Source organism: Pseudomonas sp. S49 (assembly GCF_009866785.1).
Lineage (GTDB): Bacteria > Pseudomonadota > Gammaproteobacteria > Pseudomonadales > Pseudomonadaceae > Aquipseudomonas.
Map to the genome: position 1 here is coordinate 1297239 of NZ_CP019432.1, position 17098 is coordinate 1314336.

At 58.8% G+C, this 17098-nt stretch carries 15 protein-coding genes; 6 read left to right on the forward strand and 9 right to left on the reverse strand.

All coding sequences use genetic code 11. From position 1 onward, the window contains the following. The first annotated feature begins 47 nt into the window (after positions 1-47). Together recJ and PspS49_RS05575 are read left to right on the forward strand one after the other, a co-directional pair. Entirely contained in the window at positions 48-1757 is a 1710-nt protein-coding gene (gene recJ, locus PspS49_RS05570) for a single-stranded-DNA-specific exonuclease RecJ (protein WP_160038449.1), read from the forward strand. 268 nt (positions 1758-2025) lie between these two features. Beyond that, positions 2026-3132 (forward strand): NADH:flavin oxidoreductase/NADH oxidase, encoded by a 1107-nt coding sequence (locus PspS49_RS05575; RefSeq protein WP_095119340.1) that lies wholly within the window; start codon positions 2026-2028, stop codon positions 3130-3132. A 208-nt stretch (positions 3133-3340) separates the two neighbouring features. Here PspS49_RS05575 and PspS49_RS05580 read toward each other — a convergent pair whose 3' ends face one another. Further along, positions 3341-4969, reverse strand: coding sequence for a glucan biosynthesis protein D (locus PspS49_RS05580; RefSeq protein WP_127925960.1), 1629 nt, complete (start codon positions 4967-4969; stop codon positions 3341-3343). Between the two features lie 403 nt (positions 4970-5372). On the opposite strand from PspS49_RS05580, the gene PspS49_RS05585 reads away from it, so the two are divergent. Next, positions 5373-5558 (forward strand): hypothetical protein, encoded by a 186-nt coding sequence (locus PspS49_RS05585; protein ID WP_102357616.1) that lies wholly within the window; start codon positions 5373-5375, stop codon positions 5556-5558. A 55-nt stretch (positions 5559-5613) separates the two neighbouring features. Here the strand turns inward: PspS49_RS05585 and PspS49_RS05590 are convergent, their stop codons facing one another. Further along, entirely contained in the window at positions 5614-6120 is a 507-nt protein-coding gene (locus PspS49_RS05590) for a Bro-N domain-containing protein (protein ID WP_160038451.1), read from the reverse strand. A 346-nt stretch (positions 6121-6466) separates the two neighbouring features. On the opposite strand from PspS49_RS05590, the gene PspS49_RS05595 reads away from it, so the two are divergent. Next, positions 6467-7048 (forward strand): hypothetical protein, encoded by a 582-nt coding sequence (locus tag PspS49_RS05595; protein WP_064120575.1) that lies wholly within the window; start codon positions 6467-6469, stop codon positions 7046-7048. Between the two features lie 5 nt (positions 7049-7053). Further along, complete coding sequence (locus PspS49_RS05600; RefSeq protein WP_150775851.1) at positions 7054-7611, forward strand: hypothetical protein; 558 nt, start codon at positions 7054-7056, stop codon at positions 7609-7611. A 153-nt stretch (positions 7612-7764) separates the two neighbouring features. On the opposite strand, the gene PspS49_RS05605 is transcribed toward PspS49_RS05600, so the two are convergent. The 7 genes from PspS49_RS05605 to PspS49_RS05635 all read right to left on the reverse strand — a co-directional run bounded on the left by PspS49_RS05605 (position 7765) and on the right by PspS49_RS05635 (position 16147). Continuing rightward, positions 7765-9189, reverse strand: coding sequence for a gamma-aminobutyraldehyde dehydrogenase (locus PspS49_RS05605; RefSeq protein WP_160038453.1), 1425 nt, complete (start codon positions 9187-9189; stop codon positions 7765-7767). A gap of 167 nt (positions 9190-9356) precedes the next feature. After that, complete coding sequence (locus tag PspS49_RS05610) at positions 9357-10166, reverse strand: ABC transporter permease (protein WP_160038455.1); 810 nt, start codon at positions 10164-10166, stop codon at positions 9357-9359. After that, positions 10156-11091 (reverse strand): ABC transporter permease, encoded by a 936-nt coding sequence (locus PspS49_RS05615; protein ID WP_160038457.1) that lies wholly within the window; start codon positions 11089-11091, stop codon positions 10156-10158. The genes PspS49_RS05610 and PspS49_RS05615 overlap by 11 nt, the downstream gene beginning before the upstream one ends. A gap of 1 nt (position 11092) precedes the next feature. After that, positions 11093-12130 (reverse strand): ABC transporter ATP-binding protein, encoded by a 1038-nt coding sequence (locus tag PspS49_RS05620; protein ID WP_127925966.1) that lies wholly within the window; start codon positions 12128-12130, stop codon positions 11093-11095. A 278-nt stretch (positions 12131-12408) separates the two neighbouring features. Further along, positions 12409-13560 carry a putative ABC transporter substrate-binding protein YdcS gene (ydcS, locus tag PspS49_RS05625; RefSeq protein ID WP_150650210.1) on the reverse strand — a complete coding sequence of 384 codons (1152 nt, stop codon included), beginning with the start codon at positions 13558-13560 and terminating at the stop codon, positions 12409-12411. An 83-nt stretch (positions 13561-13643) separates the two neighbouring features. Continuing rightward, positions 13644-15101, reverse strand: a complete 1458-nt coding sequence (locus PspS49_RS05630; RefSeq protein WP_160042468.1) for a gamma-aminobutyraldehyde dehydrogenase — start codon at positions 15099-15101, stop codon at positions 13644-13646. 131 nt (positions 15102-15232) lie between these two features. Continuing rightward, complete coding sequence (locus PspS49_RS05635) at positions 15233-16147, reverse strand: LysR family transcriptional regulator (protein ID WP_160038459.1); 915 nt, start codon at positions 16145-16147, stop codon at positions 15233-15235. Between the two features lie 176 nt (positions 16148-16323). On the opposite strand from PspS49_RS05635, the gene PspS49_RS05640 reads away from it, so the two are divergent. Further along, positions 16324-17046 (forward strand): tellurite resistance TerB family protein, encoded by a 723-nt coding sequence (locus PspS49_RS05640; protein ID WP_160038461.1) that lies wholly within the window; start codon positions 16324-16326, stop codon positions 17044-17046. The last annotated feature ends 52 nt before the right edge of the window (positions 17047-17098 follow it).

The following is a 17098-nucleotide window of genomic DNA, read 5'->3' on the forward strand; positions in this document are numbered from 1 at the left end:
CCTCAACTGATTAATCCCACGTATTAAAGAGAAGTCTCCGTCACCCCATGCGTATCGAACCTCGTCAACTGCCCGAAACTCTGCCTTTTCTCGGTGATATTCCGCCACTGCTGACCCGCCTGTATGCGGCGCGGGGCGTGCAATCCGAGGCAGAACTGGACAAGAGCCTGGCGCGGTTGATCCCGTTTCAGCAGCTCAAGGGCATTGATGCGGCGGTGGACTTGCTGGTGACGGCGCTGGAGCAACGTCAGCGCATCCTCATCGTCGGCGACTTCGATGCGGACGGTGCGACGGCCAGCACGGTTGGCATGCTTGGCTTGCGTCTGCTCGGTGCTGCACATGTCGATTATCTGGTGCCGAACCGCTTTGAATATGGCTATGGCCTGACCCCGGAAATCGTCGAAGTTGCGATGACCCGCGAGCCGCATTTGCTGGTCACCGTGGACAACGGCATCTCCAGCGTCGAAGGCGTGGCCGCCGCCAAACGCCATGGCCTCAAAGTGCTGATCACCGACCACCACTTGCCCGGCGATGAACTGCCACTGGCCGATGCGCTGGTCAATCCGAATCAGCCCGGTTGCGAGTTTCCGAGCAAGGCACTGGCCGGTGTCGGGGTGATTTTTTATGTGTTGATGGCGTTGCGCGCGCGTTTGCGCAGCCTCGGCTGGTACGAGAACAAGCCGCAGCCGAACATCGGTGAACTGCTGGATCTGGTGGCGCTGGGCAGCGTTGCCGACGTGGTGCCGCTGGACGCCAACAACCGGATTCTGGTGCATCAGGGGCTTGAGCGAATTCGCGCCGGTCGCGCACGGCCGGGGATCAAAGCGATCCTTGAAGTGGCCAAGCGTGACGCTGCACGCATTACCTCCACGGATCTGGGTTTTATCGTCGGCCCGCGCCTGAATGCCGCCGGGCGTCTGGATGACATGAGTCTGGGCATCGAATGCCTGCTCACCGCCGACGCCAATCTGGCCCGGGAAATGGCCGCGCAACTCGACGGCATGAACCAGGACCGCAAATCCATCGAGCAGGGCATGCAGCGTGAAGCGCTGGCGCAGCTCAAGGAATTGCCGGTCGAGTCGATGCCGTTTGGTCTGTGCCTGTTCGATCCGGAGTGGCACCAGGGCGTGATCGGCATCCTCGCGTCACGCATGAAAGAGCGTTATTTCCGCCCGACCATTGCCTTCGCCGATGCGGGCGATGGTTTGCTCAAGGGCTCCGGCCGCTCTGTTCAGGGCTTCCATATTCGTGATGCCCTGAGTGTGGTCGCGGCGCAGCATCCGAACCTGATCGCCAAATACGGTGGCCATGCGATGGCGGCCGGACTGACCTTGCCACAAGAGAATTTTCCGCTTTTCGCTGAAGCATTCGACGCTGAAGTGCGTAGGCAACTTCGCGAAGACGACCTGACCGGGCGCATGCTGACCGATGGCACGCTGGCGGTTGAAGAGTTCCACCTCGAACTGGCCCGCGCCCTGCGCCACGCCGGGCCTTGGGGACAGCACTTTCCTGAGCCGCTGTTTCATGGTGTGTTTCAGCTGGTTGAGCAGCGGGTAGTGGGTGAGCGGCACCTGAAAGTGGTGCTGAAGAGCGAGTGTGGCTCGGTGAAACTGGACGGTATTGCGTTTGGTATTGACCGGGATATCTGGCCGAATCCGACAATCAAGTGGGTTGAACTGGCTTATAAGCTCGACGTTAATGAGTTTCGTGGGAATGAGACGGTTCAGTTGATGATTGCCCACATCGAACCGCGCTAAGCCCTTCGCGAGCAGGCTCGCTCCCACAGGTACGGTGTTGTCCTTGTGGGAGCGAGCCTGCTCGCGAAGGCGGACTTTCACACACAGAATCACTCTGAACCCTCCCTCATCCCCCGTTGTCGACTAGGCTCTAAGCACTGCTTGATTGGCCTTGTGACGTCTTGTCGAATTTTTTGCCCGCGGGGGCGGGTGCTGCATCTTTTTCCTGTCACTCGTCGACTATTCAAACAGAACCCTGGAGCCTGCCCACTGATTTGAGAGGTGCCCCATGAGTCTGCTGCTTGAACCCTTCACCCTGCGCCAACTGACCCTGCCCAACCGCATCGCCGTGTCACCGATGTGCCAGTACTCCAGCGTCGATGGCCTGGCCAACGACTGGCACTTGGTGCACTTAGGCAGTCGTGCGGTGGGCGGCGCCGGTCTGGTCTTCACCGAAGCCACGGCGGTCACGGCCGACGGACGGATCACCGCCGAAGACCTTGGCCTGTGGAACGACGAACAGATCGAACCTCTACAGCGCATCACCCGATTCATTACGTCCCAAGGCGCGGTCGCCGGTATTCAACTGGCCCACGCCGGGCGCAAGGCCAGCACCCATCGGCCATGGATCGGCAAGCATGGCAGCGTTAAACCCGATGATGGCGGCTGGACCCCGGTCGGGCCGTCGCCGATTGCCTTTGACCCGCAACACACTCAACCGAAACAGCTCGACGAAGGGCAGATTGCTGACGTCATTCAGGCCTTTGTCGATGCCGCGAAACGCGCGTTGAAGGCCGGTTTCAGTGTGGTTGAGGTGCATGCGGCGCATGGTTATCTGTTGCATCAGTTTCTCTCGCCGTTGAGTAATCAACGCCGCGATCAGTACGGTGGTTCGTTTGAAAACCGCATTCGTCTGGTGCTGCAAGTCACTGAAGCGGTGAGGGCGGTCTGGCCTGAGGAGTTGCCGGTGTTTGTTCGCGTGTCGGCGACTGACTGGGTGGAAGACGGCTGGAATCCGGACGAAACCGTGGAGCTGGCGCGACGTCTGCACACTCTGGGCGCCGATCTTATCGACGTATCGTCGGGCGGGACGGCGGCCAACGCTGAAATCCCCGTCGGGCCGGGTTATCAGACGCGTTTCGCCGAACGCGTACGCAAAGAGTCAGGCATCGCCACCGGCACTGTGGGAATGATTACCGAGCCGGCGCAGGCCGAGCACATTCTGCGCACCTGTCAGGCCGACATTATCTTCCTTGCCCGCGAGCTGTTGCGTGATCCGTATTGGCCGCTGCATGCCGATGATGATCTGGGTGGACGCAAAGCGGTGTGGCCGGCGCAGTATCAGCGCGCGACGCATCGGGATCAGCCGATTCATGAATCTGATTTGCGCGATTGAGTCAGTCGCAATAAAGCAAAAAAGCCCCGGTCAGTGATGGCCGGGGCTTTGTTTTTTGTCTGCTGAATGTTGTATTGCCTGGGCCGACTTCGCGAGCAGGCTCGCTCCCACATTGAATCAATGCCGGTCATGACTTTTGTGATCGGCCGAGATCAACTGTGGGAGCGAGCCTGCTCGCTAAGAGGCCTGCCCAAACGCTAGAGAATCCTCAAGGGTACTTACGCTTGTCCGGCGCCGGCGGGAAGTACTGGTACAACCAGGTCTCGCTCAACGTGCGGTCATTGGTGCGAATAAACAACCGCAGCTCCACCGGCTCCACGCTGTCATTGGTCGGGTACCAATCGAACAGAATCCGGTAACCCTTGATGTCATCCAGCACCAGCACGCTGAAGTCCTGCACCTTACCGTTCGAGCACGTCACCACTGGCTCAATCCCGGTGCCCTGTGGCAATCGATCCAGCCCGCCGCCGGTGAAGTCCACGGCAAAACGACGTGCCCACACCGGCGGATAATGCTCGCCCGGGGCCCAGCCTTCGACGAAACCGCCCATGCCCGAACGGGTTGCCTGCACCCGCGCCAACGGCGTACTCACCGGCGGCAGTGCGCTCCAGTAAAGCTTGTAGCCGTAGTTCAGCGAATCGCCGGCAGCCACCGGTTTTTTCGGTGTCCAGAACGCCACGATGTTATCGAGGGTCTCGCCGGTGGTAGGAATTTCCAGCAGATCGATAGAGCCTTCGCCCCACGCGGTGGTCGGTTCTACCCATAGACTTGGGCGTTTGCTGTACCAGTCGACAGTGTCTTGGTAGTTGGCGAACTCGTGGTCGGTCTGCACCAGACCGAAACCTTTCGGATCGGTATCGGCAAACGCGTTGAACTGCAAGGTCGCCGGGTTGTTCAGTGGACGGCAGATCCACTCGCCGTTGCCGCGCCACATGGCCAGGCGATCCGAGTCGTGGATTTGCGGATGGATGGTGTCGCACATGCGGCGTTCGTGGTTGCCGCAGCTGAACATGCTGGTCATCGGCGAGATGCCCAGTTGCTCGATCGCGGTGCGCGCGTTGATGTGCGCATCGATCTCCATCACCACGCGCTCGGCCTGGCAATCGATGTCGAAGCGGTAAGCACCGGTCGCGCTCGGCGAGTCGAGCAGGGCATAGACCACAAAACGCGTGGCGTTCTTGTCCGGGGTCTCGAACCAGAACTTGGTGAAGTCAGGGAATTCTTCGCGTTTCTTCGCATAAGTGTCGATCGCCAGACCGCGAGCGGAGAGGCCATATTGGCCAGTCGCATCCACCGCACGGAAATAGCTGGCGCCGAGGAACGACACCACGTCATGGCGATCCAGTTCCGGTGCCTTGAACAGCTTGAAGCCGGCAAAACCCAGATCGCCCTTGAGTTGCTGGGTGTCGACCGAAGTGTTCTCGTAGTTGAACAGCGTCGGGCGGAAATGCACTTCGCGTGCAGTGCGGGTCTTCGGGTCGACGCTGTACATGCGCACCGGCTGGCGGAAACCCATGCCGACGTGGAAGAACTGCACGTCGAGCTGGCCTTTGTTTTCCTTCCACAACGAATGGTCGCCGTCGTAACGGATCGCATTGAAATTCTGCGGAGTCATGGTCGCCAGCGTCGGCGGCAGCACCTGTTTAGTGTCCTGATAGGCGCTGCCAGCGAGCTGCTTGGCCTGGCGCTTGAGCGCCTCGAAATCGAACGCCTGCGCCTCGCCATCAGCGGCGCCGCCACTGGCCGCCCACGCGCGGGTAGCCAGCAGGCCAGTGGCCGAAAGACCGGTGTAAGCCGCAATGGCCATGGACGCTTTGAGCAAATTCCTGCGGTGCATAAATACAACCTGTCGTGTGCAATCCCGCGCCGTTCCTGGCACGTGCTGGATCAGAAATAACGGTTCGGACATGCCTTCGGCCAAACGCAACGGACTATAAACAGATACCCGCTAGCTTAAACCGTTCGCTCGCAATGCAAAATTCGTTGATTCACTGCGCGAGTGTGTCAATGAAACAAGACATGTCGGTTAAAAGTCTTACGGGAATTTCTGATTTACACGGCATATCTGCTTTTCTCGACTAATTACTCTAAAAACCGCTTTTCAGCGCCGAATTAATTTCTATTCTATGGGCATGACCGGTGCGACCCATCTGACCGGTAGGGCACACGGCGCTGCTGTAAGGGGCAGGGCGATGTGGTGTTTAAGCAATTCTTTGCAGTATTAGAGAAGGACATCGTCCATGGCAAAAATCCAAGGCATCACCGACATGTTGGGCATCTTTCCTTGCCTGGGCAGCGGCCGCAGAAGGCGTCGGCTCAGCTCTGACGAACTGAAACTGGTGGAGCGCTATCGAGAGCTTTCGGAAAGTGACCGGATCGCGATGCGGTATCTGGTGGATGCGATGCGGAGTGTTTCGCGGTTTTAAGAGAAGATAAAAAGGGGCGGACTGAGAAGTCCGCCCCTTTTTTATGGAATCAGCTTTACGTTTCCAGTACGGGATATGGCCGCTGGCCTTGCATCAACTCCGGCACATCCCGCCATTTGACCCACGCCTGCTGTTGCCAGTGCAGCAGCGGCACGGTGACGCCCGCCCAATGCATCGAGCTCAGGCTCGGGTGGTTTTCCACAGGGCTTGATTGGGTTTCGCGCAGCATCGGGATGACTTCATGGCTCAGCCACTGGCGCAGGTGTCGGTTTTCCGGGAGGAAGTGATGGACGAGCAGGGCGAACAGGCCAGACTCGCTGACCATCGCGCAATCGATGATTTCGCCGTCCCGACGCAGAAGGACATGGCGACGCTGATCGGGATCGAGTTTCAGGGTGAGGCGTTCGTTCAGGGGGTAACCCATCAAGCGACCGAGATCTTGCACGCAGAACCAGGCTTCGTGGTCTTGCATGAAGGCATGGAGGAAGCGGTTGTGGCGGGTGAAGATGATGGGGGTGAAGAAAGCAGAGCTTTCAGAAGGAATTTGTACGTCGTTAGGCATTTGTCGACTCCAATATCGAGAATAGAGCCGCCACTCAAATGAGCGCGGTTGCGCCATGTTGATTTTGTTCCGGCTTCGACACCGGGCCGCTGATTTCGCCGCCGAGCGAAAGCCTATCGGCTAGCCACCTACTACGCCAAGTCGGCTCTGTCGATACCTTCTGTAGGAAAGAGGATTTATCGCTGAGGGTCGTATCTGTAGGAAATGCCTGTTTTTGCAATGGCGCCAGCGAGACCGCCCCTCACCAGTGTTTTTTCCGTTATTTGTTTGAATCTTACGCATCGCTGCAGATGCCTGGCCCCTGGTTTCAGGGCTCAAAGGATTGCTATGAATAAAGGAGAATTCAATGAAGGTGTCTCTCAAGCAGATCAACGGCCCTTGGGATCAGGGCTGGGTGCTGGACAAACACATGGTAAGTAGTACCTTTCTTGGCAACGATGATCGCGGACACCCATGCTTCGATAATCAGCGTACTGAGATTGGTGAGGCGACCTACCAGCTCAAATACCAGAAGGATTGGACTCAGGTCAGTCCACTTGCCCAGGCAGTAGCGACAAATGTGTTCCCAAAACTGAACCAGGTCGGGTTTGTAGTGCCTATGCCCGCTTCAAATATTCGTCAGCGACAACCGGTGACTGAAGTTGCCCTGGCGTTGGGACGAATTATCGGTCGGCCGGTTTTCACGGATTTGCTTCGAAAAGCGACCACGGGAAAGTCGCTCAAGGATTTACATTCCAAAGCCGACAAGGTTGCCGCGATTGGAGACAGTTTCACTGTCAATGATGAAATCACCACCGATGGATGCTGGAATGTTTTGGTTGTAGATGATTTGTTTGATAGCGGAGCGTCGATGGACGCGGCCTGCGCTGTTCTGCGTAAATATCCGAAAGTAGGGAAAATTTACGTCGCAGCGCTAACTTGGAAGTGAATTCAATGACCACTGTATTTATTGCTGGCTCTATCAACATCAAGAACCTTGATCCGAAGGTTAAAGAGCGCATCAATAATATCGTCGCGTCAGATTTTGAGGTGGTGGTTGGGGATGCAGGTGGCGCCGATACCTCCATTCAGGAGTACCTGCTGAGTCTCGAACGATCCAGAACCACGGTGTTCTGCAGCGGTTCGGCGCCGAGGAACAACCTTGGGCATTGGCCCGCCAGAACAGTCGAGTCCAAACATTCGAAAGGGTCGAGAGCTTTCTTCACCGAGAAAGACGTCGTCATGGCCGAAGCAGCCGACTACGGTTTGATGATCTGGGACGCAAAGAGCACCGGCACGCTCAGCAACGTCATTGAGTTGTTGTCGAGAAAGAAGAAGACGCTTGTTTTCGTCAACAAGGAAAAGGAATTCAAAGTGGTCGGAGACGTCAATCAGCTCGAAGAGTTGATTGCATTCATGTCCGATCACGCCAAGCAAAAAGCCAACGAAAAAATCAAACTGTTCGATCGTATTTCCTTGCTGAAGCACGATCAGGCAGAGCTTTCTTTTTGATGGTTTTTCTCGGCTTTCCTGAACCCCGGCACCTTGTCGGTGCCGAGGTCAAAAACTCTTAGCGACTCACCTTCCAGGCATCCCCAGCCGGCGCCTTGCCATGGTCATACGGCTTGCCAATCCACATATAAACCAGGCCTGCTGGCGATGCTTTTAGTGCTTGAACATCACATGCCGAACCGTGGTGTAGTCCTCCAGCCCATACATGGACATGTCTTTCCCGTAGCCGGACAATTTCTGACCGCCATGGGGCATTTCGCTGACGAGCATGAAGTGCGTGTTCACCCACGTGCAGCCGTACTGCAAACGCGCCGACATGCGATGCGCGCGTCCTACATCCGCTGTCCACACCGAGGACGCGAGTCCGTAGTCCGAATCGTTGGCCCATTCCAGTGCCTGCGCTTCATCGGTGAACTTGGTCACGGAAACCACCGGCCCAAACACTTCGCGGCGGACGATCTCGTCGTCCTGCTGGGCATCGGCCAGCACGGTCGGCTCGAAGAAGAAACCATTGCCATCAACAGCCTTACCACCAGTGATCAAACGAATGTGCGACTGCGCCACAGCACGCTCGACAAACCCGGCAACGCGGTCGCGATGTTGCGCGGTGATCAACGGCCCCAGTTCAGTCGACGGATCATCCTGCAAGCCATACTTGATACTGCTGACCGCCGCGCCAAGCTTCTCGACAAACTTGTCGTAGATGCCTTGCTGCGCATAGATCCGGCACGCGGCAGTGCAATCCTGCCCGGCGTTGTAGAAGCCGAAGGTACGAATGCCCTCAACCGCCGCATCGATATCCGCGTCGTCGAAGATGATTACCGGCGCCTTGCCGCCCAGTTCCATGTGCATGCGTTTGACGCTGTCGGCGGTGCTGGAAATGATGTTGGCGCCCGTGGCGATGGAGCCGGTCAGCGAAACCATGCGCACTTTCGGATGCGTGACCAACGGACTGCCGACGGTAGGACCGCGACCAAATACCAGATTGAGAACACCAGCCGGGAAGATTTCCGACGCCAGTTCGGCCAGACGCAACGCAGTCAGCGGCGTTTGTTCCGACGGCTTGAGCACCACGGTATTACCGGCAGCCAGCGCCGGGGCGATTTTCCAGGCGACCATCATCAGCGGGTAGTTCCATGGCGCGATGGAAGCGATCACGCCGACCGGGTCGCGACGGATCATTGAGGTGTGGCCGGGCAGGTATTCGCCAGCGGCCGAGCCGCTCATGCAACGGCTGGCGCCGGCGAAGAAACGGAACACGTCGGCAATCGCCGGGATCTCGTCGTTGAGTGCGGCGCTGTAGGGTTTGCCGCAGTTGTCGGATTCCAGTTTGGCCAGTTCTTCGCCGTGGACCTCGATGGCATCGGCGAGTTTGAGCAGCAGCAACGAACGGTCTTTCGGCGCGGTTTGCGACCACTCGGCGAAGGCGTTGTCGGCGGCGCGCACGGCGGCATCGACTTGGGCTTCAGTGGCTTCGTTGATCTCTACCAGGACTTCGCCAAGTGAAGGGTTGAGCACCGGTTGCGCGGGGCCTTCGCCGTTGACCAGTTGGCCGTTGATCAAGAGTTTGGTTTGCATGGGTTTGTCCTCACTAACACTTTTATTGTTCTGCCGAAACCGGATTAAAACTGTGGGAGCGAGCCTGCTCGCGAAAGCGGTGTATCAGTCGACATCGATGTTGGATGTGACGGCCTCTTCGCGAGCAGGCTCGCTCCCACAGGGGATTTTTGGTGTTTGTTAGATATTTATTTACCGCCGCTACCGGCGACGCTCTCGCCACCGCGCGTCAGGTAATACGCGCCGAGGATCGGCAGCATCGTCACCATCATCACCAGCATCGCGACGACGTTGGTCACCGGCACATCCCGTGGTCGGCTCAGTTGATTGAGCAGCCACAACGGCAACGTGCGTTCATGCCCGGCGGTAAACGTGGTAACAATGATCTCGTCGAACGACAGCGCAAACGCCAACATGCCGCCAGCGAGCAACGCCGAGCTGAGATTCGGCAGGATGATGTAGCGAAAGGTCTGCCAGCCATCGGCGCCGAGATCCATCGAGGCCTCGATCAAACTGTGCGAAGTACGGCGCAGGCGGGCGATAACATTGTTGTAAACGATCACCACGCAGAAGGTCGCGTGGCCGACGATGATGGTGAACATCCCCGGCTCGATGCCCAGGGTCTTGAACGTCGCCAGCAAGGCGATCCCGGTGATGATCCCCGGCAGCGCAATCGGCAAAATCAGCATCAGCGAAATACCTTGTTTGCCGAAGAAATCGCGGCGGTACAACGCTGCTGAAGCCAAGGTGCCGAGCACCATCGCAATCAACGTGGCAATGGCGGCGATTTGTAGCGACAGCTTGATCGAATCCAAAACATCCGGCCGCGAAAACGCCACGCTGAACCAGTGCAACGTGAAGCCCTTCGGCGGAAAACTGAACGCGGCTTCCTCAGTGTTGAAGGCGTAAAGGAAGATGATCAGGATCGGGAAGTGTAGAAACACCAACCCGCCCCAGGCCGCGATCTTTAAGCCTAATGATGCTTTCTCAGAGTGCATCGAAAGCCCCCAGTCGTTTGACGATGGACAGGTAAACCGCGATCAACACAATCGGCACCAACGTAAACGCCGCCGCCATCGGCATATTGCCGATCGCACCTTGCTGCGCGTACACCATGCTGCCGACAAAGTAGCCCGGCGGCCCGACCAGTTGCGGCACGATGAAGTCGCCCAAGGTCAGCGAAAACGTGAAGATCGAACCGGCGGCAATGCCCGGAATCGACAGCGGCAAAATCACCTGCATAAAGGTCTGACGCGGCTTGGCACCAAGGTCGGCGGAGGCCTGCAACAGCGACGGCGGCAGACGTTCCAGCGAAGCCTGAATCGGCAAAATCATGAACGGCAGCCAGATGTACACAAACACCATGAACCGCCCCAGGTGCGAGGTCGACAAGGTGCTGCCGCCCACCCCGGGAATCCCCAGAATGAACTGCAACACCGGTTCCAATCCCAGGTGCTGCACGAACCACTGTGCCACGCCGCCCTTGGCCAGCAGCAACGTCCACGCATAGGCCTTGACGATGTAACTGGCCCACATCGGCATCATCACCGCGATGTAGAAAAACGCCTTGGTCTTGCCCGTGGTGTAGCGCGCCATGTAGTAGGCAATCGGAAACGCGACGATGGCACTGGCGATCGACACGACGATGGCCATGCTCAGTGTGCGCAGGATGATGTCGAAGTTCGACGGCTGAAACAGTGCGGCAAAATTCACCAGGGTCAGGTCAGGCGTGACCACCATGGTGAAGTCGTCAAAGGTGTAGAAACCCTGCCACAACAGCACCAGCAGCGAGCCGAGATAAATCGCGCCAAACCACAGCAGTGGTGGAACCAGCAGCATCGACAGATACAGGTTCGGCTTGCGGTAGAGCAGGTTGGAAAACCGGCGCAATGGCGGCGATGCAGTCATCGCGAGTGTGCTCATGTCACACCCCGCTCGCCACGGTGTCGTGCAACGGAATCATCGCTTCCCGCGCCCAACGCGCGCTCAGGCGCTGGCCGGTCTGGTGTTGTGCGCTGCTGTCGATCCACTGATTGTTGGCGTGGCTGATGCTCAGGGTCTGGCCGTTTTCCAGCTTCAATTCATAGCGCGTGGCGCTGCCCTGATATTGGATGTCATGGAGCAGGCCGCTGACTTCGATTTCGTGACTGGCGAGCGGGCCTTCGGCAAACCGCACGTGTTCCGGGCGGATCGAAAACGGCTGCGGATGGCCGCTGATTTCCCGGGCCAGATCGCCGCGAATCACGTTCGAGGTGCCGACGAATTCAGCGACAAACGTGGTGGTCGGTTTCATGTACAGATTGCGTGGTGTGTCGACTTGTTCGATGCGGCCCTTGTTGAATACGGCGACGCGATCGGACATCGACAGCGCTTCGGTTTGATCGTGGGTGACGAAGATGAAAGTGATGCCGAGCTGGCGTTGCAACTTCTTCAATTCACTTTGCATTTGCTCGCGAAGTTTCAGATCGAGCGCACCCAAAGGCTCATCGAGCAACAGCACGCGCGGACGATTGACCAAGGCGCGGGCGAGGGCGACACGCTGGCGCTGACCACCGGACAACTGCACCGGTTTACGTGCGCCGTAACCGCCGAGGGCGACCATGTCCAAGGCTTCTTCGGCGCGCTTGTGACGTTCGGTTTTGCCGACGCCTTTGACCTTCAAACCGTAGGCGACGTTGTCGAGGACGTTCATGTGCGGGAACAGTGCGTAATCCTGAAACACCGTGTTGACGTCACGTTGATACGGCGGCAAGCCGGCCGCTTCAGCACCGTGAATGCGGATCGAGCCGGCGCTCGGTTGTTCGAACCCGGCGATCAGGCGCAGGCAGGTGGTTTTGCCCGAGCCGGATGGGCCGAGCATGGAAAAGAACTCGCCGTCCTCGATATCGATGGAAACCCGGTCAACGGCCTTCACTTCGCCGAACTGCCGGGAAACGTTGGTGAACTGGACTGCAAGCGTCATGGTGCGGTGCTCCAAAAAGGCGAAGGCCGTCGCAGCGGCCCTGCCTGGACTTCTGAAAAATCTGAAACGTTTTACGGTTTGCTTAGCTCACACATTCGGCGGACGAGATGCGATCCGCTTTTAGCTCCCTCTCCCTCCGGGAGAGGGCGGGGGGTGAGGGTGGCTTTATTGGCCGTAGCTCTGAAATCAAGGGCAAGATCAAAAGCTACCCCCTCACCCCAGCCCTCTCCCCCAGGGGGGCGAGGGGGAAAGGGAGCTAGACCGAGGTGCTCCCGGGCTTAGCGGCCACCCATGATCGCGATGTAGTCCTGAGTCCAGCGGCTATACGGCACGAACTTGCCGCCTTCAGCCTGCGGGGTTTTCCAGAAGGCGATCTTGTCGAACTGGTCGAAACCGTTGGTCTTGCAACCTTCAGCGCCAAGCAATTCGCTCTCTTTACACGCCGCGGGAACGGCTGGCAACGAACCAAACCAAGCCGCCACATCACCCTGGACTTTCGGCTTCAGCGACCAGTCCATCCACTTGTACGCGCAGTTCGGGTGCTTGGCCTCGGCGTGTAACATGGTGGTATCAGCCCAACCCGTGGCGCCTTCTTTCGGAATGGTCGACGCGATGGGCTGCTTCTCGTTCATCAAACCGTTGACCTGATACGGCCATGCGCTCGACGCCACTACGCCTTCGTTTTTGAAGTCGCTCATCTGCACCGTGGTGTCGTGCCAGTAGCGGTGGATCAGCGGCTGCTGCGCGCGCAGCAGGTCGAGCACGGCTTTGTACTGATCTTCGGTGAGTTGGTACGGATCCTTGATGCCCAGTTCAGGCTTTGTCGATTTCAGATACAGCGCCGCATCGGCGATGTAGATCGGGCCGTCATACGCTTGCACGCGACCCTTGTTCGGCTTGCCGTCGGGCAGATCCTGCGCGGCGAACACCACGCTCCAACTGCTCGGTGCGGTCTTGAATACGTTGGTGTTGTACATCAGCACGTTCGGGCCCCACTGGTACGGGGTGCCGTAAGTCTGCTGGTTGACCACGTACCACGGCGCATCTTTGAGGCGCGGGTCGAGGGTGTTCCAGTTCGGGATCAACGCGGTGTTGATCGGTTGCACACGCTTGCCGACGATCAACCGCAGCGACGCATCGCCCGACGCGGTGACCAGGTCATAACCGCCCTTGGCCATCAGGCTGACCATTTCGTCGGAGGTTGCAGCGGTCTTCACATTGACCTTGCAGCCGGTTTCTTTTTCGAAACCGGTGACCCAGTCGTAAGCCTTGTCGCTCTCGCCACGTTCGATGTAACCCGGCCACGCAACGATATCCAGCTGACCTTCGCCAGCGCCGACAGCCTTAAGCGGCTCGGCAGCTTGCAGGCTGGCGCTGGCCAGCAGGGCCGTGGTGATTGCACTGAGCAATGCGGTCTTGTGCACGAACATGGTTGAACCCTCTTCTTTAAATTATGGTCGGGGCAGTTGTGAACGCGGTGAAGCATGCCGTTGACGGCTTGTTATTAGCGTAGTCAGAGATGCTGGCCGTGGCGGGCCATGATGTGCCGCACCACGCTGTAGTCCTGCAGCGAATCACTGGATAAGTCTTTGCCGTAACCCGAACGTTTCAGACCGCCGTGGGGCATTTCGCTGACCAGCATGAAATGACTGTTGATCCACGTGCAGCCGTACTGCAAGCGCGCGGCGACTTGCATCGCCTTGTCCAGGTTCTGTGTCCAAACAGATGAGGCGAGGCCGTATTCGGAGTCGTTGGCCCAGTCGACGGCTTGCGCGAGTTCGTCAAAACGGGTCACGGTGACCACCGGGCCGAACACTTCGCGCTGAACGATTTCGTCGCTCTGTTTGCAACCGGCGAGCAACGTCGGTTGATAGTAGAAACCGGCGCCGGAATGCACCGCCGCACCGGTCACGCGTTCAATGTGCGGCTGACCGAGGGCGCGCTCGACGAAACTGGCCACGCGGTCACGCTGGCGGGTGCTGATCAGCGGGCCGATCTCGTTGTCAGCGTCGCGTTTGCCGGCGAAGCGCAGGCTGCTGACGGCGGCGCCGAGTTCGGCGACCAGCTTGTCGTGAATCCCGGCCTGCGCGTAGATCCGGCACGCGGCGGTGCAGTCCTGCCCGGCGTTGTAGTAACCGTAAGTGCGCACGCCCTCGACCACAGCCTGGATGTCGGCGTCATTGCAGACGATCACCGGGGCTTTGCCACCGAGTTCGAGGTGCGTGCGTTTCAGGGTTTTCGCCGCGGCTTGCAGGATTTTCTGGCCGGTGACGATATCGCCGGTCAGCGAGACCATGCGCACTTTCCCGTGGCCGACCAAATGACTGCCAACGCCTTCGCCGCCACCGCAGATGATGTTGATCACCCCGCGCGGGAGGATTTCGGCCAGCGCTGGCGCCAGGGCGAGGATCGACAGAGGTGTGTGTTCGGACGGTTTGAACACCAGCGTGTTGCCGGCGGCGAGGGCCGGGGCGATTTTCCACGCGGCCATCATGATCGGGTAATTCCACGGTGCGATCGAGGCGACCACGCCAATCGGATCGCGACGGACCATGCTGGTGTAGCCCGGCAGGTACTCGCCGCTGAGCTGACCGGTCTGGCAACGCACGGCGCCGGCGAAGAAACGGAACACATCGACAGTCGCCGTCAGATCGTCCTGACGCGCCAGGTGCAAAGGTTTGCCGCAATTCAGCGATTCGAGACGGGCGAGGTGGTCAGCGTGTTTTTCAACGGCGTTGGCGATGTCGAGCAGCAGGTTGGAACGTTGCTGCGGCGTGGTGCGGGACCACTCGGCAAAGGCTCGGTGGGCAGCGAGGATGGCGGCTTCGACTTGCTCGTTGCTCGCCTCGGCGATGTGCGTGAGAATTTCACCGGTCGCCGGGTTGAGAATCGGCTCGACAAAACCTTCCCCAGCGACCAGTTCGCCATCGATCAACAACGCGGTACACATCGGGGTCTGCGCGCCAGCCATTTTCCGCGATCTCTTTTCTTGTGTGGCCATTGTTGCTCCCTGATATCGGGAGCCGACCGTCTTATAGATGCAGCAAGACTAGTGCGCGGCTCCGAGGTCGACAAATTCTAAATACTGAAGGCAGCATTCGATTAAATAGATGGCTTGCGCCCGCCGTGAGGTTGTTCGCGGGCCACGGTCAGGAAGGGGTCGACCAATGCGGGGCGCGCGGTGCCGCGGCGCCAGGCCAGGCCAACGTCCAGCGTCTGGTTGAGGTCGGCGATGGGCCGCGCTTCGATGATGTCGCCTTCCAGTGACCAGGGGCGATAAGTCATGTCCGGCTGAATCGACACGCCCAAACCGGCGGCGACCAGACTTCGCACGGCCTCGGTGGACGCGGTTCTCAGGGTTATTTTTGGTTGCAGCCCGACGCCGCGCCACAAGCGTTGGGCATTGCGATCCATTTCATCGACGTTGAGTTGAATCAACGGTTCGCGGGAGACGTCGGCGAGGTTGATGCTGTCGTGCTCCAGCAGTGGATGCTGGGCCGGGAGCCACAAACGGTGCGGTGAGTGGGTCAGTACTTCAGTCTGCAAAGCGTGGCGATCTTCGAGGTTGGAGAGGATCAACACGCCGACATCGATCTCGCCACTGACCAGCAAATGCTCGATGTAAGGGCGCTCGTCTTCCATCACGCGGATTTCGACGTTGGGGTAGGCACGTTGAAACCGGGTAAGCAAATCTGCCAGGTAATAACCGGCGACCAGACTGGTCACGCCGACGATCAACTGCCCGGCGACCTGATCGGTGCTCTGTTGCAGGCTGCGCTTGGCGTTGTCCACGGTCGCCAGAATCAGGTGCGCTTGGCGTAGGAATTGATGACCTTGGTGTGTCAGCGTCATGCCCTTGGCGTGGCGGCTGAACAGGCTGACGCCGATTTCCTCCTCCAGTTGCTGGATCGCCAGGGTCAGGGTCGATTGGGAAATGAATGCGGTTTGCGCAGCGGCGGAGATCGAGCCCGTTTCGGCCACGGCGATGAAGTGACGGATCTGACGCAGGGTCATCATGAGAAGGGTACCCAGTGGGCGGTTTTTATAGATTGGCCTGAGTGTATATCTATTTTCACGAAGGGCCGCTGCGGGGCAAGCAACATCTGGAAGCACACTCGCAGGTCGGACAGGGGCACTTTCGAACTAGGCTGAGGGCCATATAGATCCGGATAACCCCTGTTTGGAGGCGGAACATGAACACCCGTGGATTGCTCGATCAACTGCTCAAGTCTGGGCAGGATCTTTTGCAGAACAAGGCTGGCGGAGCGCAGAACAAAACGGCTGGCGGTGGCTTGGGCGGTTTGCTCGGCGGCGCTTCAGGCTCCAGTGGCCTCGGCAGTCTGCTGTCAGGTGCAGGTGGCGGTGCATTGGCGGCTGGCGCGATGGGCCTGTTGCTCGGTAACAAGAAAGTGCGCAAGGTCGGCGGCAAAGTTGCGATCTACGGCGGGCTCGCAGCGCTTGGCGTACTGGCCTACAAAGCCTACGGCAACTACAACGCCCAGAAAGGCACCGCTCCACAAAGCGAACCGCAAACCCTCGATCGCTTACCGCCGGCGCAAGCCGAGCAGCACAGTCAGGCCATTCTCAAAGCGCTGGTCGCTGCTGCCAAAGCCGACGGCCATATCGATGATCGCGAGCGCCAACTGATCGAAGGCGAATTCACCAAGCTCGACAACGATCAGGAGCTACAGCACTGGCTGCACGCGGAACTCAACAAACCTCTCGACCCGACTGACGTGGCCCGCGCCGCGAGTACGCCGGAGATGGCGGCTGAGATGTACATCGCCAGCGTGATGCTGGTGGATGAGGAGAACTTCATGGAGAAGAGCTATCTGGATGAACTGGCGCGCCAGTTGAAGCTCGAGCCGGGTTTGAAGGTGGAGCTGGAAAAGCAAGTGCGCATCGCATCGGTGTAAACCTGGTTGGCCCCTTCGCGAGCAAGCTCGCTCCCACCGGGTATTGCCTTCC

Coding starts and splice junctions, on each gene's coding strand:
- recJ (WP_160038449.1), top strand. CDS start 48: ATGCGTATCGAACCTCGTCAACTGCCCGAAACTCTGCCTTTTCTCGGT.
- PspS49_RS05575 (WP_095119340.1), top strand. CDS start 2,026: ATGAGTCTGCTGCTTGAACCCTTCACCCTGCGCCAACTGACCCTGCCC.
- PspS49_RS05580 (WP_127925960.1), bottom strand. CDS start 4,969: ATGCACCGCAGGAATTTGCTCAAAGCGTCCATGGCCATTGCGGCTTAC.
- PspS49_RS05585 (WP_102357616.1), top strand. CDS start 5,373: ATGGCAAAAATCCAAGGCATCACCGACATGTTGGGCATCTTTCCTTGC.
- PspS49_RS05590 (WP_160038451.1), bottom strand. CDS start 6,120: ATGCCTAACGACGTACAAATTCCTTCTGAAAGCTCTGCTTTCTTCACC.
- PspS49_RS05595 (WP_064120575.1), top strand. CDS start 6,467: ATGAAGGTGTCTCTCAAGCAGATCAACGGCCCTTGGGATCAGGGCTGG.
- PspS49_RS05600 (WP_150775851.1), top strand. CDS start 7,054: ATGACCACTGTATTTATTGCTGGCTCTATCAACATCAAGAACCTTGAT.
- PspS49_RS05605 (WP_160038453.1), bottom strand. CDS start 9,189: ATGCAAACCAAACTCTTGATCAACGGCCAACTGGTCAACGGCGAAGGC.
- PspS49_RS05610 (WP_160038455.1), bottom strand. CDS start 10,166: ATGCACTCTGAGAAAGCATCATTAGGCTTAAAGATCGCGGCCTGGGGC.
- PspS49_RS05615 (WP_160038457.1), bottom strand. CDS start 11,091: ATGAGCACACTCGCGATGACTGCATCGCCGCCATTGCGCCGGTTTTCC.
- PspS49_RS05620 (WP_127925966.1), bottom strand. CDS start 12,130: ATGACGCTTGCAGTCCAGTTCACCAACGTTTCCCGGCAGTTCGGCGAA.
- ydcS (WP_150650210.1), bottom strand. CDS start 13,560: ATGTTCGTGCACAAGACCGCATTGCTCAGTGCAATCACCACGGCCCTG.
- PspS49_RS05630 (WP_160042468.1), bottom strand. CDS start 15,101: ATGGCTGGCGCGCAGACCCCGATGTGTACCGCGTTGTTGATCGATGGC.
- PspS49_RS05635 (WP_160038459.1), bottom strand. CDS start 16,147: ATGATGACCCTGCGTCAGATCCGTCACTTCATCGCCGTGGCCGAAACG.
- PspS49_RS05640 (WP_160038461.1), top strand. CDS start 16,324: ATGAACACCCGTGGATTGCTCGATCAACTGCTCAAGTCTGGGCAGGAT.